Source organism: Caballeronia sp. LjRoot31, assembly GCF_964253885.1.
GTDB lineage: Bacteria > Pseudomonadota > Gammaproteobacteria > Burkholderiales > Burkholderiaceae > Caballeronia.
This window is the reverse complement of sequence record NZ_CAXURX020000003.1, coordinates 602572-626055: the sequence shown is the minus strand read 5'-3', so window position 1 is coordinate 626055 and position 23484 is coordinate 602572. Positions and strand designations below refer to the sequence as shown.

The 23484-nt window shown below is 61.2% G+C and carries 22 protein-coding genes and 1 pseudogene; 6 read left to right on the top strand and 17 right to left on the bottom strand.

Features of this window, described 5'->3' with window-relative positions; genetic code table 11:
- Positions 1–6 precede the first annotated feature (6 nt).
- The 6 genes from ACSQ8V_RS31575 to ACSQ8V_RS31550 form a co-directional block, all read right to left on the bottom strand.
- A complete protein-coding gene (locus tag ACSQ8V_RS31575) occupies positions 7–834 on the bottom strand; it encodes a MipA/OmpV family protein (protein WP_436208416.1) in 828 nt (275 codons plus the stop codon).
- Positions 835–987: 153 nt separating this feature from the next.
- Positions 988–1566 (bottom strand): DUF4136 domain-containing protein, encoded by a 579-nt coding sequence (locus ACSQ8V_RS31570; protein ID WP_436208415.1) that lies wholly within the window; start codon positions 1564–1566, stop codon positions 988–990.
- Between the two features lie 34 nt (positions 1567–1600).
- On the bottom strand, positions 1601–4051 hold the full coding sequence (locus ACSQ8V_RS31565) for a CHASE2 domain-containing protein (RefSeq protein ID WP_436208414.1): 2451 nt from the start codon (positions 4049–4051) through the stop codon (positions 1601–1603).
- A gap of 9 nt (positions 4052–4060) precedes the next feature.
- Complete coding sequence (locus ACSQ8V_RS31560) at positions 4061–5491, bottom strand: FecR domain-containing protein (protein ID WP_436208413.1); 1431 nt, start codon at positions 5489–5491, stop codon at positions 4061–4063.
- Positions 5488–6186, bottom strand: coding sequence for a response regulator transcription factor (locus tag ACSQ8V_RS31555; protein ID WP_213767519.1), 699 nt, complete (start codon positions 6184–6186; stop codon positions 5488–5490). Before ACSQ8V_RS31555 ends, ACSQ8V_RS31560 begins: the two co-directional genes overlap by 4 nt.
- A 109-nt stretch (positions 6187–6295) precedes the next feature.
- The gene (locus ACSQ8V_RS31550) at positions 6296–6727 is read right to left on the bottom strand and encodes a hypothetical protein (RefSeq protein ID WP_436208412.1); all 432 of its coding nucleotides are present in this window, start codon (positions 6725–6727) and stop codon (positions 6296–6298) included.
- Between the two features lie 749 nt (positions 6728–7476).
- Here ACSQ8V_RS31550 and ACSQ8V_RS31545 point away from each other — a divergent pair.
- The 3 genes and pseudogenes from ACSQ8V_RS31545 to ACSQ8V_RS31535 form a co-directional block, all read left to right on the top strand.
- Positions 7477–7626: pseudogene (locus ACSQ8V_RS31545) on the top strand (substrate-binding domain-containing protein); the annotation flags it as partial.
- 50 nt (positions 7627–7676) lie between these two features.
- Complete coding sequence (locus ACSQ8V_RS31540; RefSeq protein ID WP_436208411.1) at positions 7677–8282, top strand: pyridoxamine 5'-phosphate oxidase family protein; 606 nt, start codon at positions 7677–7679, stop codon at positions 8280–8282.
- A 350-nt stretch (positions 8283–8632) separates the two neighbouring features.
- Complete coding sequence (locus ACSQ8V_RS31535; RefSeq protein ID WP_436208410.1) at positions 8633–9865, top strand: diguanylate cyclase; 1233 nt, start codon at positions 8633–8635, stop codon at positions 9863–9865.
- 121 nt (positions 9866–9986) lie between these two features.
- Here ACSQ8V_RS31535 and ACSQ8V_RS31530 read toward each other — a convergent pair whose 3' ends face one another.
- Genes ACSQ8V_RS31530 through ACSQ8V_RS31520 form a run of 3 tightly spaced genes read right to left on the bottom strand, consistent with a single transcriptional unit; the run spans position 9987 to position 12895 of the window.
- On the bottom strand, positions 9987–10505 hold the full coding sequence (locus tag ACSQ8V_RS31530; protein ID WP_436208409.1) for an ureidoglycolate lyase: 519 nt from the start codon (positions 10503–10505) through the stop codon (positions 9987–9989).
- 6 nt (positions 10506–10511) lie between these two features.
- Positions 10512–11522: an allantoicase gene (gene alc / locus ACSQ8V_RS31525; RefSeq protein WP_436208408.1), complete on the bottom strand. Its 1011-nt coding sequence runs from the start codon at positions 11520–11522 to the stop codon at positions 10512–10514.
- A 50-nt stretch (positions 11523–11572) separates the two neighbouring features.
- The gene (locus ACSQ8V_RS31520) at positions 11573–12895 is read right to left on the bottom strand and encodes a C4-dicarboxylate transporter DctA (RefSeq protein ID WP_436208407.1); all 1323 of its coding nucleotides are present in this window, start codon (positions 12893–12895) and stop codon (positions 11573–11575) included.
- Positions 12896–13133: 238 nt separating this feature from the next.
- Here ACSQ8V_RS31520 and ACSQ8V_RS31515 point away from each other — a divergent pair, with 238 nt between their 5' ends.
- From ACSQ8V_RS31515 to ACSQ8V_RS31505, 3 genes are all read left to right on the top strand, one after another.
- Positions 13134–13823 (top strand): FadR/GntR family transcriptional regulator, encoded by a 690-nt coding sequence (locus ACSQ8V_RS31515; protein ID WP_436208406.1) that lies wholly within the window; start codon positions 13134–13136, stop codon positions 13821–13823.
- 128 nt (positions 13824–13951) lie between these two features.
- Complete coding sequence (locus ACSQ8V_RS31510) at positions 13952–15064, top strand: AraC family transcriptional regulator (protein WP_436208405.1); 1113 nt, start codon at positions 13952–13954, stop codon at positions 15062–15064.
- Positions 15065–15483: 419 nt separating this feature from the next.
- Positions 15484–16119 carry a 2OG-Fe(II) oxygenase gene (locus tag ACSQ8V_RS31505; RefSeq protein WP_436208404.1) on the top strand — a complete coding sequence of 212 codons (636 nt, stop codon included), beginning with the start codon at positions 15484–15486 and terminating at the stop codon, positions 16117–16119.
- A 41-nt stretch (positions 16120–16160) separates the two neighbouring features.
- Here ACSQ8V_RS31505 and ACSQ8V_RS31500 read toward each other — a convergent pair whose 3' ends face one another.
- Genes ACSQ8V_RS31500 through ACSQ8V_RS31465 form a run of 8 tightly spaced genes read right to left on the bottom strand, consistent with a single transcriptional unit; the run spans position 16161 to position 23290 of the window.
- The gene (locus ACSQ8V_RS31500) at positions 16161–17720 is read right to left on the bottom strand and encodes a class I adenylate-forming enzyme family protein (RefSeq protein WP_436208403.1); all 1560 of its coding nucleotides are present in this window, start codon (positions 17718–17720) and stop codon (positions 16161–16163) included.
- On the bottom strand, positions 17717–18493 hold the full coding sequence (locus ACSQ8V_RS31495; RefSeq protein ID WP_436208402.1) for a VOC family protein: 777 nt from the start codon (positions 18491–18493) through the stop codon (positions 17717–17719). The genes ACSQ8V_RS31500 and ACSQ8V_RS31495 overlap by 4 nt, the downstream gene beginning before the upstream one ends.
- Positions 18493–18924 (bottom strand): PaaI family thioesterase, encoded by a 432-nt coding sequence (locus ACSQ8V_RS31490; protein ID WP_436208401.1) that lies wholly within the window; start codon positions 18922–18924, stop codon positions 18493–18495. The genes ACSQ8V_RS31495 and ACSQ8V_RS31490 overlap by 1 nt, the downstream gene beginning before the upstream one ends.
- 32 nt (positions 18925–18956) lie before the next feature.
- Positions 18957–19961 carry a quinone oxidoreductase family protein gene (locus tag ACSQ8V_RS31485; RefSeq protein WP_213767572.1) on the bottom strand — a complete coding sequence of 335 codons (1005 nt, stop codon included), beginning with the start codon at positions 19959–19961 and terminating at the stop codon, positions 18957–18959.
- 39 nt (positions 19962–20000) lie between these two features.
- Positions 20001–21002 carry an ABC transporter substrate-binding protein gene (locus ACSQ8V_RS31480; protein WP_436208400.1) on the bottom strand — a complete coding sequence of 334 codons (1002 nt, stop codon included), beginning with the start codon at positions 21000–21002 and terminating at the stop codon, positions 20001–20003.
- A 21-nt stretch (positions 21003–21023) separates the two neighbouring features.
- The gene (locus tag ACSQ8V_RS31475) at positions 21024–21797 is read right to left on the bottom strand and encodes an ABC transporter permease (RefSeq protein ID WP_436208399.1); all 774 of its coding nucleotides are present in this window, start codon (positions 21795–21797) and stop codon (positions 21024–21026) included.
- Between the two features lie 3 nt (positions 21798–21800).
- On the bottom strand, positions 21801–22541 hold the full coding sequence (locus ACSQ8V_RS31470) for an ABC transporter ATP-binding protein (protein WP_436208398.1): 741 nt from the start codon (positions 22539–22541) through the stop codon (positions 21801–21803).
- Positions 22538–23290: a GntR family transcriptional regulator gene (locus ACSQ8V_RS31465; RefSeq protein ID WP_436208397.1), complete on the bottom strand. Its 753-nt coding sequence runs from the start codon at positions 23288–23290 to the stop codon at positions 22538–22540. The genes ACSQ8V_RS31470 and ACSQ8V_RS31465 overlap by 4 nt, the downstream gene beginning before the upstream one ends.
- Between the last annotated feature and the right edge of the window lie 194 nt (positions 23291–23484).

Here is a 23484-nt window from a genome sequence, read left to right as displayed (position 1 = left end):
GCCAACTCACTCGAACCGATAATTCACTGCAGCGAGAAAATTCAATTCAGTTCGTTGCTCGGTGATCGGGCTATGCCCTGCGTTGTGCTCCAACCGCCCCGCCGTAAGCGAGACCGAACCCGTCCATTTCTTCGAAAAATCGTAGCTGACGTAGGTGTTGAGGTGAACGTCCCGGATGCCCGAACTCGTGTCATAGACCGGCAAACCAGAAGCAGCGCTTTGACTGGCGGAAACGCCGAACAGTGTCCGGTTATAGACGGCATTAGCCCACGTCACGCCGGGCCCGACCGACACCAGCAGCTTCGAAGTAAGCGGCATATTCGCCACCAGATCGCCACTGACGAGCAAACCCTGCCCCGTCCCCGCGATGTCCTGATAAGCCGCGACCGAGCCCATCAACAGCGACACCGAATAATCCGCAAACACTTTCAGCTTGGGTCCGTAATGCACATTACCCAGGCCGCGGAGGTGCGGATCGTCGGACTCGTTACGCGATTGAAAATCGAAGCTGATTGCCGTGCCGAAATGATAAGCCGGGCCTTTCAGGAGATTGACGCCGAGCACGTCGAGACCTTGCGAGAAGATCCGGTCGTCGTAGGAAATATCGAGCGACGGCAGCGGCAGCACCTGGAACGCACGGGAACCGGGGTATTTCGGCGACACCATCAACGCGGGGCCGATCGAAACCTTCCATAGACCGGCGGCAGCGGCGCTTGCGTCGGGGGAAGCGCTGGCATCCGCCGCAGCGCCTGGCTCGTCCGCAATGGCGGCGTTCGTCAGCCAGACGCAAGTGAACGAGGCTACGGTGCAACGGCAAAAATCGGCAAACTTCACTGCGGGTTCCCTGGCATATCGAGTCCTTCGGACTCGTGTGGACTGAACGTCTTCAGCGGCTTGGGCGTCGCCTGCAATGCTCGCCGCTTCGTTCCGGCGCAAGAATACGCCAATCTCCGCGCACCAATCTCCCGCATGCCGATCTTCTAGCCGCTAATCACAATGCGCGACTTCGCGCCGCTCGGCATTGTGCATGGGAAAGTCCGCGAACGCACAACTCATGAGGCTGTGCAGCGCCGCCCCGCCGGCCGGGTCGCGATCCGCATGCGTCGCGCTCACCTGATAACTCAGCGCTCCGCTCGACCGCTGGACAAACTGGACGGTCAGCGCATGAACATAGTGTTTGCGTCCAAACCACTCCTTCTGCGGCACGACGTCATCGCATGCGCTTTCGGGCGCGCCAGTGCACTCGGCGCGCACGCGCACGGCTTGCGGACGCGTTGCATAAGCCAGCTTGACGAGGTAGTCCGCGCTGTTCGGCGGCGCCTGCCGCAAGCCCTTCGCGGCCAGTACTTCATCAAGCCAGCGAGCGGACGCCTGATCGGTCGACGCAGCGGTCGCCGAAGCGGCCGCACCGTCGCCCTGAGGCTCGACATTCGATGATTGCAACGCATAGGTCTTGACGCCCGCCGTCGCGAAATCTCCGCCAGATGCACTGTAAGCACTGATCCTCACCGGCGGCTCGCTGGCGCAACCGCTCAGGAGCGCGAGAAGGAAAATGGCGCTTGCCATCGATCGTATGTTCACTTCGTTCCCCAAAAAACGTTTATTGCTTCTGCGCAGCGGATTGTTCGTCGCCCGCTTCGCGTGGTTCGATTGTCTGTGAGCTCAAGGTGATCGTCACCGTCGTCCCCCGATCCGGCGCGCTTTGAATGGCGATCTCCCCCGCGTGGCGGCTGACCACCGTTTTGACGAACGCCATCCCCAGCCCGGTTCCGTCGCTCGGCGGCTGGCCATCGAGATGAAAGCGCCGGAAGCGTTCGAACAAATGCGCCTGCTGCTCAAGCGCAATACCGTAACCCGCGTCCCGCACCATACACACGATCGCGCCGGGCATCTCCGTGACGACACAGTCGACGCACGTGCCAGGCGGGCTGTATTTCACCGCATTGCTGAGCAGATTGATAAGCGCGCGCGTCATCAGCGACCGGTCCGCCAAAACCCAGAAGGCCTGCCCTTTGCTCTCGCAACGTACCTCGATGTCCTTCGCGTTCGCGAGCGGCCAGATTTCGTCGCTGGCGTCGATCGCGAGTTCATGCAGGTTCAGCAGTTCGAGGCTGTAGTGCTGCGACTCGGCGCGGGCAAGCTGCACAAAATCATCGGCCAGTGCGAGCGTGCGCCGCGCGTAGCGTTCGACGCGCTCCATTAACTCCATCGCCGGCTTCGAGTCGATGTGCGGCCGCTCGGTGTCGAGCAACGCAAGAATGGACGCCTGCGGCGAGCGCATGTCGTGCGACAGCAGATGCAGCATGTCGTCGCGCTGCCGCTCGGAAGCGTGCAGCGCGGTGATATCGACCCAGCTCGCGATCCACCCGAGCGACTCACCCGTGCTGGTCGTGCAGGGCGCATACCGCAGCATGTGATCGCGGCCGTAGCGGTCGCGCACTTCAATGCCGTGCATCATCACGGCGGTGTGACGCTCGACGCGCGGGTCGAGCATCGCCGGCCATTGCATGCCGGTCGGCAGCGCGCCGCTGCTGTCTTCGTCGACGAGACGCACGAAATGGAACTCGCCGAAGAGCTGCGTGATCGACAGGTCAGTGAACTGCAACGGACCAAAATGCAGCCGTGCGGGATCATTGACCATCAGGATGCGGCCGTCGCGATCGCAGACCATGATCGGCTCGGGCAAGCTGTTCAGGCTGTCCCAGATGAACTGCCGCATATTGCGCTGGCGCTGCACGGCCTGGCGCGTGAGAGCGATCAGGCGCTCGAGCACGTCGCCCGCCGTGCCCTGCGGTTTGGGTTGGAGATCGGCCAGCAGATTCGGCTCGGCGGCAAGCAGACGCAGTTCCTGTCCGAGATACGACATCGCGACTTCGAGACGCCGCCAGCTCCACAGCAAATAGATCAGCGCCAGGCCGCCGAGCGCCGGCACCGGCGAGAGCCAGCGCGAGCGCAGATACACCATGCAGGCGCTCGCAATCAGGCTCGCGCAGGCTAGTGCGATCGTCAGCATGAGCGACTGCAACGGCGACACCACCAGCAGGCCCGCAAGCAAGATGCCGACCGGCACGAGACTCGCCCAGCCGGCCGCCTTGTCGCCTATCGGTTCAATGGCGCGACCGTCAAACAACGCGTCGAGGATGGTCGCGTAGATATCAACACCCGGCAGTTCGCCCACTTCGCCCGAGATCGGCGTGGCAAAGCGGTCGCGCAGGCCGGCCGCCGTTGCGCCGACCAGCACGATCTTGCCCGCGAAGAATTCAGGCGGGACCTCGCCCTGCATCGCGGCCGCGAACGACACCCGCGGATAATCCAGCGACGTGCGCGAAAACGGAATCATCATCCGGTGCGCGCGCTTCAGGTCGCCCGCGCCCGCCGGTCCCGACGCCGCGAACTGGGCGTCCACAGCAGATCGTCCAGTCCCGGGCAACACGGCGTCCGGCCCCCGCAACGCCTGATACACCGGTACCGTGATGCTCGGCCACCAATCCTTGCCGCTGCCTTCGAACAGCGAGACGCTGCGCACGATACCGTCGTGATTCACTTCCAGATCGATATGGCCCATGCCCGCCGCCGCCTCGCGCAACACCGGAACGGGTTCGACCGCGGCGGGCGCGTTCTGGTTGACGGGCAGCTGGTCGACGAGCAGCGGCAGATAGGTCGGCACATGTTTCATTGCCTCGGCGAAGGCGGCGTCGCCGGGAGAGGGTTCGGTGAACAGCACGTCATACGCGACGCCCGCCGGTTTCGCCTTCGCGAGTTGCGTCAACAGCGCCGCGTGGGTCTCGCGCGGCCACGGCCAGCGCCCGAGTTCCGCAATGCTCTCGTCGTCGATCGCGACAATCACAATGCCGCCCGACGGATGGCTCGCCGCGTGCAACAACAGTTGGTCGTAGAACAGGAAACTGGCGCGTTCCGTCAGCGGGCTCGCCACGCCGAAGAGCACTGCAGCCACGCCCACCACGCCGATCAGCGTCCATTCCAGGAAGAAGCGCTTGCCGATCGACGGCCCCGCCCAGCGCCGGTTGTGGAAGGGGAAGCGCCACGGCATGGGTCGCGCCTACCGCGTTTGAGTGAACGACCGGATTTCGCTCGGGATCGACAAGAGCCGGCCGTTCTCGAAGGTATCGACAACGATCGTCCAGTAGTACTTGCCTGGGCTCAGATGCGCCACCGACATCTCGCCGCCCGACACGTCGAGCAAGTCGATAAGCGGCGCGCTCAGGTCCGCATGACTCGACAGGATGAACCGATACCGCGCGCCGTTCGCCTCGCCATCGACATGCCAGCGGAATGCGTAGCCATTACCTTCGATGGGCGTAGCCGCCGCGTTGGTGGTATCGAGATGACGGCTGAACGTGAACACTTGCGGCAAGCCGTCGATGCCGTGCGTATCCGTGGCCGAGACGCGCACGAAATAGTTGCCGTCCGGGATGTTGTCGAACGCCGCGTGCAGGCCTGTCGTGCGCTGATCGCGAAGCAGGTCGAGGAAGTCGGCATCGGTCGCGATCTCCGTACGGTACGCGCCGGCGCCGTCTACCGGCGTCAGGTCGAAGGCGACCTGGGGGGCATTCTGCAACTTGCCCGGATCGGCAATCTCCGGCGGATCAAGCAGCCGCACCGACGCGCCGGCGGCATCGCCCGTGCGCGTCAGGTTGCCGTAGCCGGCCAGCACGAGCGTCTGCGCACCGCCCTGGATCGGCTGCGGGGCGGCCGTGCGGTTGGCCGCTCCGTCAGGCCCCGCTCCATCCACGCCGATCTTGCCCGCCAGCACCTCGACGCTAGTCGCATCCTGCGTCGCCAGGTAATTCACCCGGAAACGCGTGCCGCGCACGCCTGCCACCACCGACGGCGTAATGACCCGGAACGAATCGCGTGGATTCTTGAACGGCGTGACGTCGGTCGCGACCTCACCTTGCTTCAGGTCGAACTGCCGGTCGACCGCGCCGGTCAGCAACGTGGTCCGCAAACGTCCGATCCGGATCTGACTGCTCGACGGCAGGACGACATGCGAGCCGTCGGGTAGCAGCATGGAAACAAACGCGTCACGGCCGGTGCTGATTTCGTCGCCTTCCATCAGCAGCGTCCCCGCGCTCACCGGCATGGGTGGCGCGCCCGCGGTGCCGAGCTTGTCGACACTGCCGCGCACCGCCACCACTCTGGCCGTCAGCAGTGTCTGCCTGAGCCGCGAAGTGGGCATCGAGAGATGGGCGTTGACCTGCAGGCGCCGCGGGTTCGCCACGTGATTGATGGCGCGCAACAACCGCCAGTCGGCAGGACTCTGCATGTAGCGGTCCGCCAGCGTGTAGAGCGAATCGTCCGCGCGCACCACATAGGGCGTCATGTCCTGCTGCGGCACGCGTTTGGCGTAGGCCGGCTGGATCGAACAGACAGTGACCATGACACCGGCCACCGCCATTGCAGCGTCCAGCCTCGAGCGCAGACGCTGATGCGCCACCCGGCCCCGCCTGTTTTTATTGATCCCGTTCACGGCGCTTCATTCCCCACTTTTTCCAGCCGGTAGCCGTAGCTATAGATGGGTGTTATGCGGTAACCGTTTTGCGGCCGCAACACCAGCTTGGAGCGAATCTGCGACACATGTGTATCGATCGTGCGCGACGGGATATCCACGTCCTGCCGCCACACCGATTCGCGGATATGGGTGCGTGACAGCGGCCGCGACAGGTTGCGAAAGAGCAGCAGCGCAAGCTCGAATTCCTTCTGCGTCAGCGCGGCCGGCACTTCGCTGACCAGTGCGATCTGGTCGGTCAGATCGAATCGATAGATGCCGTAGGTTTCCTGGGTCACCTCGTTCTGAAGCATGTAGATCCGCCGCAGCAACGCTTCGACACGAGCGAGCAACACGGCTCGCGACACTGGCTTGAGGATGTAGTCGTCGGCGCCGGCGTTGAGCATCTGGACAATGTCGCTTTCAACACTGCGGCTCGTCAGGAAGAGAACCGGCAGGTTCGTGGTGAGGTTTTGCCTGACCCATTTCAGCACGACGTCGCCCGGCATTTCCGGCATGTTCCAGTCGAGCAGCAGCAGGTCGTACGGCTGACGCCTCAGCTCATGGATCAGGCTCTTGCCATCCGTAAAAACCTGGCAGAAGTGCCCGGCCGCAGTCAGTGTCTGAGCCACGAACGCCGTCTGGCTCAGGTCGTCGTCCAGCACGCAAATCCGCATTGCCTGATATCCCGTTAAATAGTCAAGACGGCCATGTCATTTATTTGCTTGGGCGCCGAATGCCGGTGGCAGATTATTTTGTATTTTTATTATACTTTTTTATGCGGAATCACCGCATTTGAATCAGCATCCGGTCAAAGCTTTTCATGACGTGATCCCACGCCGCATCCGAGTAATCCTCACGCGTGCGTGCGCACATGCACGCGAATGCCATCAAACGCCGCGCCGTCTGTGCGCAATGAGTCAGCGGCATTGGGGCGGTCTCATCTTCCTGAAGTCCGGCTTGAAGTCCGGCCTGAAGTCCAGCAAACCGATCCTGAGCGCGGTCCACCGAACTATTTAATCTCTCCAGTCGTGCTCGCAAAATATCCGCCAACCACGGCAGCTCGGCCGCGCATGAATCGGCATAAGCCTCGATTGCCGCACGAGCATGCGAATCAGACGCGAGATCCAGCGTCACATAACGCAAGCTGTCGGCCGGCTGCCCCGGCTGGATTTTCGACTTCCACGCAAGCGGGCCGCCGCTGGATTTATTCAACATTCAAAGCACCCTGGTCCGGTCCTGTTGGCTGACATGAACGCGCTGTAGAACGAGCTGGATTCAGTTGATTCATTCCGACCTGTCTCCAGCGATCGGTCTAGCAGCACGCCACGAGATCGCCTAAAAGCGATTGCACCGCGACGTTCTGTATATGGCTCAGACCAGAATCCCGCAACGTCAATAAACGGTTGCGCCAATAGTTCGCGTGAAAAATCGCGCCATCGGCTCCCATCGCGAGACAACGCGACATGATCGCTTCAATATGCACTATTTCCGCGTCGATTATTATCGACGCACGATTTCCTTGGTATGGCGTTTTAGTATCCATTGATATCCCCGAAAACTGACGTCTTGTGCGCGGCGAACCCGCCTCTCAGCACTACATAATACGGTTCGCCTTCATGGGCACTCATCCCTTTGGCGTGTGGCGCCGGGCATGTTTTTTCCCACTGATATTATTGACCGAAGGACAAACCGAAAAATGTCTTTCGATGACGCACTCTACCGCCAATCACTGCACTATTTGACGTACTTTTCAGTATTTAACAATTCGCCCACACAGCCCCGGGATGCATCCCAAGGACGTTGAAGTAAAGTGTTTACTTTCGCGGTAAGTTAATTGTCAGGCGAAATCCGTAATCGTTTGCGCATCTTTCTGCGCTGAATAAGACGGGTGTTCACTAGCGGCCATTACCGTTAATGCGTTTAAATTTTGCCTGCGCAAACGTTATCGACTTATCCAGTCTTTTTCCGTGCATTCGATTACGCGATTTGCGGCCGGCATTCCGGTGGGCGCACGACATCCGGCAGGAGCGAAAGCGCTGCTCGACTATCTCGCCTCGCCGGAAGCGGCGCCGGTCGTCACGCAAACGGGACTCGATCCTGTCACGCCGCATTGAGCCGGCCTGCTAATGTATGGGCTGAACCCCGGTCATTGAAGGAGCGAAGCATGTTGACTAGCGTCGAGCAACTGGAAGATATCTACGGCAAGCCGAACGAGCGTTCGGTGCGCAAGGAAATTTCGTTCATCAGCGAAGACTACGCGGCGTTCATCGTTGCGTCGCCGTTCGTGATGCTGGCGTCGGCGGGAGAGGACGGCCTCGACTGCTCGCCCAAAGGTGATGCAATGGGCTTCGTTCGTATCGTCGATGCCCATACGCTCGCCATTCCCGACCGCCCAGGCAATAACCGTATCGATACACTCAGGAACCTCGTGCACGACCCGCGTGTGGCCTTGCTGTTTCTTGTGCCGGGCGTGGGAGAAATGATGCGCGTGAACGGCCGTGCATCGATTGCCGACGACAGCGAACTGCTCGCCTCATTCAGCGTCAACGGCAAACCGCCGCGCACGGTGATCCTCGTGCATGTGGAGTCTGTGTATTTCCATTGTTCGAAGGCGGTCGTGAGATCGGACTTGTGGAACGGTGAGAAATACGTCGACCGCTCGAGCTTGCCCTCAGCCGGCGCCATGCTGCAGAACGTAAGCGATGCCAGTTTCGACGGCAACGCCTACGATCGCGCATTGCCTGGACGCCTCAAGACCGACCTGTACTAAACGGCGCCGTCGCGCTCCCGTCCTACGCCCGCGCTTGCGGCGAGTCACCGCATACCAGCTACCGGCGCTGCCGGAGCGGGCGTACGGATTTCGACGCCGCCCGTCCGCTTTGCCGAGCGTTATCGCGAACGGCTCGATATCTTCGAACTGCCGTTCGAGGCGCGCGGTTTTACGCCGTTTGCGGTGTGGCCGCCTCGCAGTCAGGCCGATCCGGCGCACGTGTGGTTGCGTGACACGCTGGCTGGGCTCGCTGCAAATCAAGGGGCGGGGTTGGGAATGCCGGCCCGTCGGGTCGAACATCGAAATGACTTATGATGTTGCCCCAACCGCGACATCCGACATGGCGAGCGATGGCAGAACTGAGCGAAATTTCACGGTTTGACACCGAGACGAATTTCAGACTTGACCGCCTGTGGTCCGAGTTCGAAGACCCGTCGGTGGAACAGGAGTTTCAGCGCCATCACCGGAGCGCAAACCATGCTGCCCTCGTGCGGGCGCTCGTCTTTTGCAGCTTGTTCTACGTCGCTTTCGCGATAACCGACGTAAGCGCCCTGGGCTACTCCCGCACGACCCTTGTGCTGTTCCTGGCCCGTTGCTGCGTCGCGTTGACGTGCGTGGTGAGCTTGCGCATCGCAGGCTTGCGGCAGGTTTCGGTCACCTCCCTGCGCATGGCTGCGAGCGCGGTCGAAGTGGTCGGCTTTGCCGCCTTCATGGCAATCACATGGCTTCGTCCGACCGGAATGACGGTGCACTGCATGTCCATGGGCATCATGCTGATCGTGGTTTATAACTTCATCCCGAACAAGCTGATCTGGGCTTTGCTCATTGCACTGGCTGCAACGGGCGGATTTATCGCCATCTCCGCGGCGTCGAAGGTGCTGGACTCGTCGGCGTTGCTGACGTCGTCGATGCTCCTGGTCTTCACCAACGCCCTCGGTTATGTGATGGCTCGCCGCCACAATCGTCTTGTCCGCGACGAGTTCTGCCAGCACGCCATGTTGCGCAACCTCTCTGTGCGCGACTATCTCACCGGCTGCTTCAACCGGCGGTATCTGACCGATGTGTTATTCGACGCCGAGCTTCAGCGCACCCGCCGGTACAAGCTCAAGCTCGCGGTCATCCTGTGCGACATCGACCACTTCAAGCAGATCAACGATACCTACGGGCACCCCGCGGGCGACGCAGTCTTGCGGACCTTCGCCGCCATGCTGCTTGCGCACACGCGGCATCAGGTCGACAGCGTGATTCGCTATGGCGGCGAGGAATTCCTGCTGCTGCTTCCACAAACGGATCTCGCCGGCGCGACGGTGCTCGCCGAGCGAATACGCCAGTCGTTCGAGCTGACGGCCACGCGCGCGTGGGATGGCCGCGAAGTGCGGTCTACCGCGAGCTTCGGTGTAGTGGCTGTGAATTGCGCTGGGGAATCAGGTTCAGGTCTCGTGACCGAGGAAAGCCTGGTGGGCGCCGCCGATGCGCAGTTGTATCGCGCGAAAAACGCCGGGCGTAATCGGGTGTGCGCCAGTCCGGCACCGAGCGTGTCGGGCCGGGACGCCGGGCAAGAAGGCATGGTTGCCGTGACATAGCCCTAGTTTTTATAGCGCTGCGCTTATTGGCTCCCGGACACGGGCAACATCGTGGATTTGAAGCCGGGCCGTGATGCCGCGCTATACGCGAACAAAAACAGCATGGCCCGGTTATCAGCCTTCACGCGGCTGACGAATAAACAAGATCACCTTCTACTAGTCGCAGACTCTCCAATAGATAGGTTTCCTCACAATTTTCCTCCTTCCCGCCACGATCCACTACGATAAAGTCCGCAGCAACATCCAGCACGATCAGCGGATGATGCCAGACGCCTCGCGCATAATTCACGCCCTGCCAGCCGCGCGTGAAAAATGCCCGCAGTCTTGATGCATCGAATTCACCTGCCGGCGCGACCACCACCAGATACGACACCGCGCCAAGCGGCAGGAAGGCCTGGCTGCCCAACGGGTGACGCTCCATCATCGATATCTCGATGGGTTGCGCACGCGGCTGACCCCGGAACACATTGATGAGCGGCCGGCCTCCCTCGTGCGCGCCAACATCCACGCTCGCCAGGTCGTGAAAGCGCTCGGTCGTGCCGCCGTTGATCGGAAAATGCTGCGCGCCGTCGAGTTCGATTACATCGCCGAAGGGCTCGAACGCCGAGCGCGTCAGGGGTTCGAGCGTAAGCGTACGCATGGCTGCTTACTCGATCGCACCGAACAGGCGCAAGCGCGACACGCCGCCGTCCGGGAACATGTTGAAACGAACGTGCGTGACAGGTCCAAGAGCCGCCACTTCACTTTCGAATCGATGGATATTGTTCGCCGACAGCTTTTGTTGCGGCAGCAATACTGGCCAGAACATGGCCTGGGTGACGAGCGATTCATCCGTGCCGCCGGTCACACGCGCTGCCTGCAACGAACAGCCATCGGGGAAATTGCCTTTGAAGTGGGCAGTATCGACTTCGATAGCATGGATCACGCCGGGGTGCGCCAGCGCCACGATCGCCCAGTCGTTGCCGGGCTCACGACGACGCCGCGTCTCCCAGCCGTCGCCCATGTCCACGCCGCGTCCTGGCATCAGCATTTGCGATGCCGGTCCGAAATGCTGGTTGTTCGCCGCCACCAGATAAGCGCCATTTTCGATAGCCGCAAGGTCCACTCGCGACCCGCGTTCAACGCGCGTCCAGTCCACCTTCGGCTGACCATACACACGCAAACGCGCGATACCGCCATCGGGGTAGATATTCACGCGCAGGTGCGTATAGGCGCGGGTATCGGCGATGGAAAGATAGTGATGCTGGTTGCCCTGCAGCGTGGTCGCCGGCACGATCTCGCGCCAGTCGGCGTCGTCTTGCGGCGTGGCGCTGTCGCTCGTGCAGGCATCGATTGACGCTGCCGGCGGAAAGTTGCCGGTGAAGTGGCTCGTATCCAGGTCGATGCCGTGAATGGTGCCCGGCCGCGCCAGCTTGACGATGCAGAAGTCGTAACCGGTGGTGCGCTTGCGGCGCGTTTCCCAGCCGTCCATCCACTTGCCGTTGTCATCGTATTTGCCCGGGATGAAAACCGCCGGCTGCGGGTCGAGCATGCGCTCCTTGGGCGCGAAGAATTCATCGCTGGCGAAGAGCGCTGTGGCGCCGAGACGCGGATCGGCGAGATTCATGAAGCGGCGGGTAAATGCCGGAGCGTTGGGGTCGAGAACGGGGCTGGCCATGAGGTGGTTTCCTTTTTTAACGATTCAGAAGATGGCGATGAAGAGCGCGCTCAGAGAGCGTGTGCGGGTTCGTGGCCGTGACTTGTGCCGGCGTGATCGGCTGGGACGAAAAGAAGTTCGGTATCCTGATTGAGTACACGTGTGGCGCGAACGCGGTCAATATCCTTTTCCCACACGGCCACGACCACCGTCGCGACGCAGTTGCCGATCAGGTTGGTGACAGCACGCGCAATACCCACGAACCAGTCCACCGGCAGGATCAACACGAGGCCGAGCACGGGAATGGCGGGAATCGCAGAAAGCGTGGCGGCAAGGATCACGATGGCTGAACCAGGAATGCCATGCGCGCCCTTCGACGTCACCAGCGACACCAGAACGACTATTATCAGGTCGTGGATCGACAGCGGCGTATTGGTGGCCTGTGCGATGAAAATCACGGCGAGCGTGAGATAGATCGAGAAGCCGTCGAGGTTGAACGAGTAACCGGTCGGGATCACGAGGCCGACGGTGGAATCCTTCACGCCCATCCATTCGAGCTTGCGCATGATCTGCGGTAGCACGGCGTCTGACGAAGCGGTGCCGAGCACGATCAGCAGTTCCTCGCGCAGATACCGCACGAGCTTGAAGATGCTGAAACCGGTGAGCCGCATCACCACGCCGAGCACGACGAAGACGAAGAGCAGGCAACTCGCATAGAACACGATCACCAGCATGCCGAGTTGCTTCAGCGACTCGACGCCATAGGTCCCGGTCGTGAACGCAATCGCGCCGAGCACGCCGAGCGGCGCGAGCTTGATGATGAAACCCATGATGCGAAAAAACACGTGCGAGAGTTCATCGATAAGACTCGTCACGCGTTGCGCCTTCTCGCCCAGCAGCGAGAGCGCTGCGCCGAACAGCACGGAGAACACGAGTATCTGCAAGATGTCGCCCTTCGCGAAGGCGTCGGTGGCGGTATCGGGAATGATCTTGAGCAGGAAGCCGGCCGTGTCTTTCAGGCTTTTCGCGTGTTCGGTGTAGGTGGCGAGTGAACCGGCGTCGAGCGTATGCAGGTCGATATTCATGCCCACGCCCGGCCGGGTGGCATACGCGAGCAAGGCGCCGATCACGAGCGCGAGCGTGGTCATCACCTCGAAATAGACCACTGACTTCAGCCCGACGCGCCCGACTTTCTTCAAGTTGCCCGCGCTTGCCATGCCCGAGACGACCACGCAGAACACGATCGGTCCGATCACCATCTTGATGAGCTTGAGGAAACCGTCGCCGAGCGGCCTCAGCGTTTGCGCAAAATGGGGAAACACCGCGCCGATCACGATCCCCGCGACCAGCGCGATCATGACTCGTCCAAACAGGGAATTAAGAAATCTCAACACAATGTTTCTCCTCGGTGTCGCACGGCACGGGATGGTGATCATGCTAACTGTTCAGACTGGTCGGACCAGTTACTGATGAGGAATATTAGAAAGCCGATATAGTGGAGTCAAGATCCGTTTGATACCGGTTTACCCGGGTTTTCAGCGCGCTTTCAAGCGGAAAAGGCGTGACAGAGCAGACGCTTCGGCGGTGTCGCGCCTACAATGGCGGTCAGACCGCGCCACTCTTAACTGTCCTATGAAAAATGTTCCGCATACCGTGACCGATGCCGCCATCGCGACTATTCGTGAGCGCATCGAGACGAGCGTTTATCCGGTGGGAAGTTTGCTGCCGGCGCAGCGGCAGTTGTCGGAGGAACTGGCGATCAGCCGTGCCTCGCTGCGTGAAGCGCTGTCCACGCTGGAAGCGCTCGGGATGCTGACTATTCGTCCCGGCAAGGGCGTGTATGTGAACAGCGCCGAGGCGGCCGGCACGCACGCCTGGCGTTTCGCCGATCAGGCGTCGCTTCCCGATACCTACCAGATGCGCTTCGCGCTCGAGGGTTTCGTCGCGCGGCTGGCGGCGCCGGCTATTGGGGACGCGGACATCGTCTGGCTGCAGGACAATCTCGACTCGCTGCAAAGCGCACTGACCTGCGCCGAACTCGACGATGCCGCGCAACTCGACTTCGCGTTCCATATGCGCATCGTGAGCCTCGCGGGGAATACGGCCATTGAATCGATCCTGCGCGGCAGCGCCGACATCATGAAAGAGAGTCAGCGTTTGCCGTTTTATCGGCGAGAACTGGTGCTGTCGACGTATCACGAGCATCTGGCGATTGTCGAAGCGTTGAAGGCGCGCGACAGCGAACACGCGGGGCGGGCAATTGAAGCGCATATCGTGAACGCGGCTCAACGGGCGGGCGTTCATTTTCCGATTCCGGTTTAATGCGGCAGAAGGTGTTTACGCCGTGCGACGATGAAGCGAAATGGCCGCGCGGGTTATTCACCGTTTATGTTGAGAACCCTGTGGATAACGTGTCTGGCGACCATCTAAGCGCTTGATGTAGCTCGGATTTGAGCCGCTGCCTCGGTTTGGTCAGCGGCGCGTCGCGCCGGGAAAATCCGCTTGGTCCTGACCTCGACAACGGGAATCACCCGCCCTGCGGTGCCGGCGCGAATGACCCGCATCGAGCACGCTGGGACACGTGCCGCGCGAGCATCGCCTTCTACAATGCGTCCATGCCGCCGCCTATTTCCAGACCGACATCCGATCGCCACGCTGACTTGATTGCCCGCGCGCTGGCCCATGCAGAGAGTCATCTCGACGAACCGCTAACCGCCGAAACCCTCGCCGATTGCGCTGCCATGTCGCGCCATCATTTTCATCGGATGTTCCGCGCTTATACGGGCCGCACGGTGGCGAACTACGTGACCTTGCTGCGGCTTCGACGCGCCTGTGCGCTGCTGGTCAGCGGCCATGAAGCGGTATCGGATATTGCGTCGAAGGTGGGCTACGAGTCCGCACAGGCACTCGCCAAAGCAATGCGCCGTGATCTCGACACCACGCCGACGGATGTGCGTCGAGGCAATGTCCCCGCGTGGAACGACCTTTTTACACATTGTCGTGAACCCGATTTTCCCTCTGCTCTCAAAGGAGCCGCCGTCATGCAAGTCTCTCGAATAACCCACTTGCCCGAGGGCATCGTCGCCCTGACCGCCACGGGGCGCGGCATGGTCGACAACAACATGATGCGGGCAGCGCAACAGGCATTTGGCGAGCTGATGCAAGTAGTGAATGGCGCGGGCCTTCGCGATCAGGTGTCGAGTTACATGAGCGTGGTTCCCGACGACCCCAAAGGTCCTGACGATCCGCATTGCCGGTTTGTCGCGGGCCTGGTGTTCGGTTATTCGATGGCCACAGGCAGCGGGCAGTGCAAGCAACCGGACGGCCTGGCGCTTTCCGGCACGCTGAACTGGCAACCGATCGCAAGCGGCCGCTATGCGGTTTTCACCCACGTCGGTCCTTATACGACGTTGCATCGCACGTGGAAGGCGGCGTATCGGGACTGGCTGCCGTCATCGGGCGAACAGCTTCGCGACGAACCGCCGCTGGAGGTCAACCTGAACCGGCCCGAAGTCACTCCTCCGGAAGCGCTTCGGACGGAAGTGTGGTTGCCTTTGGTGTAGCGAACAGGTTTCGCTTACGCCGATGAACCGATCAAGGCTCCCACGGCGCGAGCCGACCAAACGCTCAACAGGCCTGCATCATCGATGGAAACCCGCTGACCAAAGCAAAGCAAAACATCCGGCTGGAAAAGCCAACGCAAGTATCACCGCAAAAGCCCAGGGCAACACCTTGGCGCCATACGCTTCGCCCACGGCGATCGCAATGTTGATGCTCACGGGCGATTGAACGGCACGAGGCGCCGGTCAACCGGCCAGAGCACCGCGAGTCCGCGTCACTGGAACAGTCAGGAGCCGGTGTTAATATCTACCGCTCAGATTAAAGCCCCACCCCGCTCATATCCGATACCCGCTTAGGTCCAGCTTCGCCTCGGACGGCCGCCCGAATTTCCACCCAGCACCTTCATTCGAAGGAACCCGCAGTGATCCGATCGCAACCGCCGGCGCATTCCGATGCGTCCGGAGATGACCTGCATCGTCATATTGTCGATGCCGTTCATGAACATGGATGGTCGGAGCAGGACATTTTCCTGCCGCCGGACCTGACCCTCGCGCTGGCGCTGGAATGCGCGGCACTCGCGGCGGCCGGGAAGCTGACCCTGGCGCGTGTCAGCCAGGGCGCGGCGCGCTCGCTGCAACCTGGCGTGCGCGGCGACCGGATCCGGTGGCTGGAAGCGGGTCAGTCGGACGCGTGCGACCGTTATCTCGCGATCATGGAAACCCTTCGCATCGCATTGAATCGCGGCCTGTTCCTGGGTCTCGATGAATACGAAAGCCACTTTGCGTTCTACGCACCGGGCGCTTCATACATGCAGCACCGTGACCGGTTTCGCCACGACGACAGTCGGACCGTATCCGTGATCGTCTATCTGAATGAGGACTGGCTGCCCGAGCACGGCGGTGCTTTAAGGCTGCATCCGGAAGGTTCGAGCACGCGAGATATCGCGCCGGTCGGCAACCGGATCGCGGTGTTTTTATCCGCCGACATGCTGCACGAAGTATTGCCCGCGACGCGCGACCGTTTATCGCTCACGGGATGGTTCAGACGCCGCGCGTGACTCATTTTAAATATATCAAAACTGATGATATAACTTGATAGTCAGCGTCCCCTATCCTTTTCAGGATTCCCTTCATCGGCCAGCCGCCTTGCCGCTTCGCGCTTTAAAACCGCCCGGTCGATCTTGTTGGTCGACGCGAGCGGAAACGCATCGACGAACCAGACTTGCCGCGGATGCTGATAGGCCGGTGCGTGCTCCAGCGCGAACGCCTTCACCTCCTCCGCGCTCAATTGCGCCCCCGGTTTCAGCACGACAAAGGCCACGGGTTTCGTACCCTTGATCGCATCGTCGACGGGAATCACGCTCGCTTGCTGGATCGACGGATGCCGCTCGAGCATCTTTTCTACATCGCCCGGGAAGATGTTTTCTCCACCGGAAACGAACATGTCGTCGCGTCGTCCGATGAACGAGTAGAAGCCGTTTTCGTCGCGGCGGAATACATCGCCGGTGCGATAAAAGCCGTCCGGCGTGATCGGCGTTGTCAGGTCCGGACGATTGTGATAACCGTTCATCAGGCCCGGGCTGCGCATCTCCAGTTCACCTTCGCTCGCGAGCTCGCCGTTTGTATCGATGAGACGAAGTTCGACTTGGCGGTGCGCCGCCCCGATCGCGTGCGCCGGCGTGGGCAAGCCTGCGGGATGCGGTCCGAACACGACCGGCCCACCCTCGGTCGTACCGTACGCGTTGATGACCGTCGCGTTCGGCAGCAGCGCGTGAGTCCGCTCGAGCAACGCACCGCTGACCGGCGCCGAGCCCATCCGCACATAACGCACCGACGACAAATCCGTGCGCGCAAGCAGTTCATGCTCCTGCATCATCATGGCGATCATCGGCGGCACGGAAGTGAGCCACGTGCAGCGATAAGTATCGATAGCGCGAATGTAATTGCGCGCATTGAAAGCGGGCATTAGCACGGTCGTGGCGCGAGCAGCCAACGCAAGGAGCACCAGCGCGAGCGCGTTCATGTGGTAAAGCGGCGCGGCGATCAGCACACGCTCACCGCTCAGTGGCTGCGCTTTCAAGCGCGTCTCGACCACCCAGAGATGACTCGCGTGCGAAAGCACGACGCCCTTGGGCCGCCCCGTGGAACCCGATGTATAGAGGAACAAAGCGGCTTCGTTTTCGTGTGGAACAACGGGCACGAAGGTCGGGCCGTGCGATTTTTCCGCTGCAATAAACGATTGAAATCCCTGCGCACCAGGGGCTTCCTCTTGACCACCGAACACCACGCGCGGCAGGGGCGCAGGCGCATCACCTACCCGCTGGGAATCTGTGAAGACGAGACGCGCTCCGCTATCCGCGATCACGTCCGCAATCAGCGCGCGTGGGAATTTATAGTTGACCGGCACGGCGACCAGCCCCGCGCGCATGATGCCCAGCATCGTCGCGACATAGTCCGCTGAATTGGCCGCGAGCAATGCAATGCGCTCGCCTCGCGCGTACTGAGCGGCGAGCGTATAGGCCACTGCGTCGGCGAGCGCATCGAGTTCGGCGAAGGTGTATCGGCGCTCGTTGAAACCATCGTCAAGGCCGATGATGGCGAGTGTATCGGCGCCCTCGCCGCGTGCAATCAGCGCGCCGAGATTCGTCGGAAAAGTCATGGTATGAATTCCAGCAAGGTATCGAAGCGAGGCAGCGCGACCAGCGCCCTTTGCATCTCGACGGACGCAGGGAAACCCGCTGCGTCCGCGCGCTCACCCACCGAGCGCCAGGCCGGCGTACGCACCGTGATCGCGGCATAACGCGGTCCGCGAGCGGCAACGTACTGCGCAGTCGTGCCAAAACGCGCGTAGAAATCAGCACGCGTCCAGTACACCAGTTCGAAGCCCGGCTCGATCTCACCGAGTTGCACATACGGTTCGGGCGCAACATCGATCAGATGCAGCGCGCTCAAACCCGCCGCGCCATTCGGATGGCTCTGCCACTCGCTGCGGAAAACGAGCTCGGGCGTCAGGTGCTGGCAGAAATAGACGCGGCCTCCATCAAGCTGGCCTGGCTTCAGCCGCACGGTGGTGAACCGCGCATCGGCGGGGGGCTCGCCGTCCAGTTCGACCGGCCGCGAGAAGGTCTGCGGCGGCGTCGCGTGGAAACCGGCACGCTGCAAGGTATTGAAGGTCGCGGCCGGATCGTCGATGCGGAACACGAGACCGTCGAGACCCAGCGGACTCGACACAATCTCCTCGCGCACGGTCTTGCCATCAGCAGGCAAGCCGATGAGTTCAAGGTAGTGGTCATCGAACACGATCGCGTGATTGATCGACCCTAGCGTGTGATACCCGCGCGGCGCAACCGTGAAGCCGAGTTGCTCGAAGGTGCGCTGAGCAGCGTCGGTATCGAAACGCGTGTTGATGACGAGATGGTCGAGCTTCAGCATCAGGGGGTTGGGGTTACCGTTGCCGTTGAATAGACGCCGCGGCCGCTGGCGACGAGCTTGCCGTCCTTGTCGAAGACCTGCGCTTCGGACACGGAGACCTGCGAGCCGAACTTGATCACCTTGCCCTTCACGGTCAAGTCGCCCTGAAACGCGGCGCGATGATAATCCACGCGAAGGTCGATAGTGGGCACGCCCCGTCCGGTCTTCGACACCAGCGCCCAGTCCGCCGCGAGGTCCACGAGTGCGGCGAGAATGCCGCCGTGCGTGTAGCCCTTGTCGGAATTCACGACCCATTCTTCGCGCCACGTGGCACGCAGCTCGATCTCGCCTTCGCTCACCGATACCACCTTCAAACCCAGCCATTCGTGAAACGGGCCGCGCCGCAAACGCGCCTCGATATCCTGCGCGCTCGGCAATGTTGCTTCGCTCATGATGTTTTCCTCAGCGTATCTCATCAATAGATTCAGGGGTTGACCACGACCTTACCCAGCACCTCGCGGTCGCGAATCAGGCGCAGTCCCTCGGCGGCTTGCTCAAGCGGCAAGGTCCGGTCGATGGCCGGCACCAGCTCTCCCGCCGCAATCTGATCGAGCAGCGCGCGCAGGTTTTCATCATAGAAACTGTTCGAGCCGATGATCTTCAGTTCGAAGCTCCAGATGTATCGAAGGTCTTCGGCGGGTGCATGGCCAGCCGTTGCGCCGCATACGAGCAACGTGCCGCCGCGCTTCAGGCACTTCAGCGACGGCACCCAGGTGTCGCCGCCGGTGAAATTCACCACGACGTCCACCCCGCCCTCGTAAGTCCGCCGCTGGGGTTTGCCGTACTCGCCGATTGCCCACTTCGAAAAGTCCGTGGTCTTGTAGTTCACCGTATGATCCGCGCCGAGCGCTTTCAGTTGCTCGCACTTCTCGTCGCTGCCGGCACACGCGATCACCTCGGCGCCCAGTTGCTTCGCGATAAGAATGCACGCCGTGCCTACCCCGCCGCTTGCGCCGAGAATCAATACGCGGTCGCCTGCTTTCACGGTCTTGTGGGTGACCAGCATGCGGTGTGCCGTGCCGTACGCCACTGGCAACGCGGACGCGGCGTCGTAACTCACGGCATCGGGTAACGGAATCAACTGCCCGACCGACACCAGGCAGTATTGCGCCATGCCGCCATCGAGCATTTCGCCCATCAGGCCTTTCTCGGGATAAAGCGGATTCACGAGCACACGGTCTCCCGCCTTCCAGCCCTCCACGCCTTCGCCCAACTCCGCAATTTCACCCGCCATGTCGAGACCGATCACCACCGGAAACGGCACCTTGATCCCCGGCATGCCCTTCACGGTGAACACATCGTGGTAGTTGAACGACGACGCGCGCACGCGGATCACCACATGCCCGGGTGTTGCCTTCGGCACGGGTTTGTCGGTCACCACGTGGAGTTGATCGAGGTCGCCGTGCTGGTTCAGCACGAGTGCCTTCATGGTCGATGGAATGCTGGTTGTCACAGTGTCTGCTCCGTTTTACTGGATTGATTTCGATGCGGCATACGGGCCGGTATCGAAGAGATCGGGGGGCAGCGTGCCTTTGATCACACCGCCATCCACGAAGATCTGATGCTCGCGCTTGAGCGTCTCGAGATCGATCGGCTCGAAGGTCACGCGATTGATGTCCGACCAGCGCGCGGCATACGCTTGCGCGTCCTCGGCGGGCAGATTCGCGCTCTTTTGCAGGATTGCCGCGACGTCGTTCTGATGCGTCGCGCCCCATTGCAACGCCGTGCGCATGCCCGCGATCAGCTTCGCCACGTCCTGCGGATGCTGGGCCAGGTAATCCGCACGGATCGCGCTCACGCCTATATAGGGCGTTGCGTCGGACTTCGTCAGCTTCTTCCACTCAGCGCCAAAACTGCCGAGTCGCTTCACCTTCAATTCCTTTAGTTGTGCGATGGTTACCGATCGCAATGCAGCGGCGTCGACCTGCTTTTGCACGAGGAACTGGGCGAGCCGCGCTTCATTTCCCGGGACGATGGAAAAATCGTTCGCCTTGATGCCGTCGTTGCCCTGCAGCACCGCGGTGGCAATCGCCGCGACCGAACTGCCCGGTGGCGACATACCGACTTTCTTGCCGCGCAGGTCGGCGAGCGACTTGATCGGCGAGTCCTCAGGCGCGACGAATTCGACATCGGCCGGTTGCGTGGCAAGCACGATCTTCAATGGAACGCCCTCGGCCGCTGTGCTGAAAACAGCAGCGGCAGGTGCCGCGAATGCGAAGTCGATCGCGTTGGCGGCCAACGCGCGATTGGGCGCGTTGACGTCGGAGAAACGAATGAAGGTAACGTCGAGGCCGCGTTGCTGCAGGAATTTTTGTGCCTCGAGCACCGCCCCGAAACCCAGGCTCACGCCGCTCGTCCAATAGCCGATACGCATGGGTTCGGCATGCGCCGTTTGCACAGTACCGAACATCGCGGTCGTCGTAACGGCGGTTGCAACCGCCGCTCGCCTGAGTAGTGAAATGGCTTTCATGGTTCCTTGTTTCCCGTTAGATCAGTCGGTCTTTTTCCAGCGAAACAGGCGGCGCTCAAGCGGCTTCAACACGCCCGCTTCCAGCAGCAGCATCAAGACAACGAGCGTGACGGTCCACGCGAAAACCTGATCGGTCTGCACGAGATCGGCAGCCTGCCGCAGGCGGTAGCCAATGCCGTTCGACGAGCCAATCGTCTCCGCCACCAGCGAGACACGCCAGCCAAAACCGAATGCGAGGCGCGCACCGGCGAAGAAATGCGGCAGGATGGTCGGCAGGAAAATCTTGCGCATGATCTGCGTCTGCGACATGCGAAAGCTACGCGCGAGCTCGACATGGTTCCGGTCTACTGTCAGTGCGCCTTGCCATACGTTCGTCAGGATCAGCGGCATCGCGGTCATGAACACCACGAAGATGGTGGTTGCGTTCGAGATGCCGAACCAGATGATGGCGAACACCGCCCAGATCGCCGACGACACCGTGTTCACAATGGACAGCAATGGCTCGAAGAAATGCGCCACGCGCGGATTCGCTCCGAGCGCAATACCGAGAGGTGCACCGGCCGCGGCAGCCAGAAGAAATCCAGCCACAACGCGATACAGCGTGATGCCCAGGTCATCGAAGAACGTGCCGCTCTGAACGAGCTCCACAAATGCGTGCGCCACTCTCAGCGGCCCGGGCAATACAAACTGCGGCATGCGCAGCGACGCGGCCCACCATGCTGCCAGAAGCAGGATAACGAGCACAACGCGTTGCGCAACGGTTGAAGCAAATGAACTACGCGGAACAGTGGACATGGGTCAGATCAGAAGACGCAATTGGCGGATCGCCTCGGCCACGGTCGGATCCGTGGCGGTTCGCGGGCGCGGCAGGTCGACGTTGACAATCTCGCGTACCCGGCCGGGACGCGGCGCAAGCACCACGACTCGATCCGCAAGCACGATCGCTTCCTCCACGTCGTGGGTCACGAACAGCACAGTCATGCGCTGCATCGCGTGAATGCGCAGTAGTTCGTCGTGCATTTGGGAGCGCATCTGCGGGTCGAGCTTTGAAAACGGTTCGTCCATCAGCAGGATGCGAGGGCCGGTGACCAGGCTCCGTGCGAGGGCGACGCGACTGCGCATGCCGCCCGATAGCTGATGCGGGTGGGCATCGGCGAAACCTTGCAGGCCGACCAGATCGAGGACCGCGTTCGCGCGGGTATGGCGTTCGCGGGCGGGAATCGCGGGGCTCGCGGCTTCCAGGCCGAACTCGGCATTCGCGCGCGCAGTGCGCCAGGGCAACAGCCGGTCTTCCTGAAACATATATGAGAGCGCGTTGCGATCCTTCGTGCCTTCGGTCCGCTTGCCGTCGATCCAGAGTTCGCCCTCCCCCGGTTCGAGCAATCCCGCCACCATGTTGAGCAACGTGCTCTTGCCGCATCCCGACGTGCCGAGCAGCGCGACTATTTCACCTTGCGCGACATCGAAGGAAACATGATCCAATACCTTTAGTGATCCGAAGTTCTTTTCTATTCCGCGCAGGGAAATGGCAGCGCTCATCGGCGAAGCTCCGCCACCGTGTACAGTGGCAACGATGCCCCCGCGCTGGAAAGACTCGCGTATACCTTCTCCATTGTCATGCTCTGGAACGTCTCTATATGACGGCGCGCAATAGTCTCTGCGCGACGCCCATCGCCTGCGATAAACGCATCGATCATTGCATTGTGATCGTGCTTGATCTCGGGTTTGGTTCCCTGTACGCCAAAGCCAAGCGCGACGAGGCGCGACATTTCATCGAGCAGGCTCGCGAGCGTTCTATGCAATCGCTCGTTGCCACTCGCCGCCGCTATCGCCAGATGAAATTCGCGGTTCGCGTCGAGAAAAACGTCAATTTGCGCCGATAACGCCCGTTCCGGATGCGGCACGCGGCACGCCGCTTCGAGACGGCGCAGCAGCTCCACGTCAACACGGCCGCAGGCTAGCCGCGCTGCCAGTGGTTCAAGTTGTACCCGCAGCGCGAACACCTCTTCCACGTCTTTCAATGTGATCGCTGCAATGCGGTAACCCTGTCGCGGCAGAGAACGCACGAAGCCTTCGTGCACGAGCCGCACGAGTGCAATACGGCAACTCGTTTTACCAATGTCGTACTCCGACATCAACTGGCTTTCGGTAACGGTCGACCCAGGCATCAGCTTGCATGAAAGCAGATCGCGGCGGATGCGTTCGTAGGCGTCATCGCCGCGCAACATTGCGGGGGCAGACGGTGCAAGCTGATCGGTAGCGTGTGTGGCGGATTCGTCGTAGGTCATGGCCGTTGGGTTGTAAGCTGCTCACGACATCGAATTGATAGGTTCAAGAAACTATCGTAGGCGTTTACGACATTTTTCAAAAACAAGTTATTTAAATAAGTAAGTCCAGAGAAGAGATATCGTGGGAGGCTCAGGGGTGAGTAACTTGACCACTACAAACGTCCAGGGCTTGCGTAGGGCGCGCATCCATTGCC

What these genes read in the sequence shown, in the direction of transcription:
- ACSQ8V_RS31570 (WP_436208415.1), bottom strand. Translation starts at nt 1,566, where the DNA reads ATGGCAAGCGCCATTTTCCTTCTCGCGCTCCTGAGCGGTTGCGCCAGC.
- ACSQ8V_RS31565 (WP_436208414.1), bottom strand. Translation starts at nt 4,051, where the DNA reads ATGCCGTGGCGCTTCCCCTTCCACAACCGGCGCTGGGCGGGGCCGTCG.
- ACSQ8V_RS31555 (WP_213767519.1), bottom strand. Translation starts at nt 6,186, where the DNA reads ATGCGGATTTGCGTGCTGGACGACGACCTGAGCCAGACGGCGTTCGTG.
- ACSQ8V_RS31550 (WP_436208412.1), bottom strand. Translation starts at nt 6,727, where the DNA reads ATGTTGAATAAATCCAGCGGCGGCCCGCTTGCGTGGAAGTCGAAAATC.
- ACSQ8V_RS31540 (WP_436208411.1), top strand. Translation starts at nt 7,677, where the DNA reads ATGTTGACTAGCGTCGAGCAACTGGAAGATATCTACGGCAAGCCGAAC.
- ACSQ8V_RS31535 (WP_436208410.1), top strand. Translation starts at nt 8,633, where the DNA reads ATGGCAGAACTGAGCGAAATTTCACGGTTTGACACCGAGACGAATTTC.
- ACSQ8V_RS31530 (WP_436208409.1), bottom strand. Translation starts at nt 10,505, where the DNA reads ATGCGTACGCTTACGCTCGAACCCCTGACGCGCTCGGCGTTCGAGCCC.
- alc (WP_436208408.1), bottom strand. Translation starts at nt 11,522, where the DNA reads ATGGCCAGCCCCGTTCTCGACCCCAACGCTCCGGCATTTACCCGCCGC.
- ACSQ8V_RS31515 (WP_436208406.1), top strand. Translation starts at nt 13,134, where the DNA reads ATGAAAAATGTTCCGCATACCGTGACCGATGCCGCCATCGCGACTATT.
- ACSQ8V_RS31500 (WP_436208403.1), bottom strand. Translation starts at nt 17,720, where the DNA reads ATGACTTTTCCGACGAATCTCGGCGCGCTGATTGCACGCGGCGAGGGC.
- ACSQ8V_RS31495 (WP_436208402.1), bottom strand. Translation starts at nt 18,493, where the DNA reads ATGCTGAAGCTCGACCATCTCGTCATCAACACGCGTTTCGATACCGAC.
- ACSQ8V_RS31490 (WP_436208401.1), bottom strand. Translation starts at nt 18,924, where the DNA reads ATGAGCGAAGCAACATTGCCGAGCGCGCAGGATATCGAGGCGCGTTTG.
- ACSQ8V_RS31485 (WP_213767572.1), bottom strand. Translation starts at nt 19,961, where the DNA reads ATGAAGGCACTCGTGCTGAACCAGCACGGCGACCTCGATCAACTCCAC.
- ACSQ8V_RS31480 (WP_436208400.1), bottom strand. Translation starts at nt 21,002, where the DNA reads ATGAAAGCCATTTCACTACTCAGGCGAGCGGCGGTTGCAACCGCCGTT.
- ACSQ8V_RS31475 (WP_436208399.1), bottom strand. Translation starts at nt 21,797, where the DNA reads ATGTCCACTGTTCCGCGTAGTTCATTTGCTTCAACCGTTGCGCAACGC.
- ACSQ8V_RS31470 (WP_436208398.1), bottom strand. Translation starts at nt 22,541, where the DNA reads ATGAGCGCTGCCATTTCCCTGCGCGGAATAGAAAAGAACTTCGGATCA.
- ACSQ8V_RS31465 (WP_436208397.1), bottom strand. Translation starts at nt 23,290, where the DNA reads ATGACCTACGACGAATCCGCCACACACGCTACCGATCAGCTTGCACCG.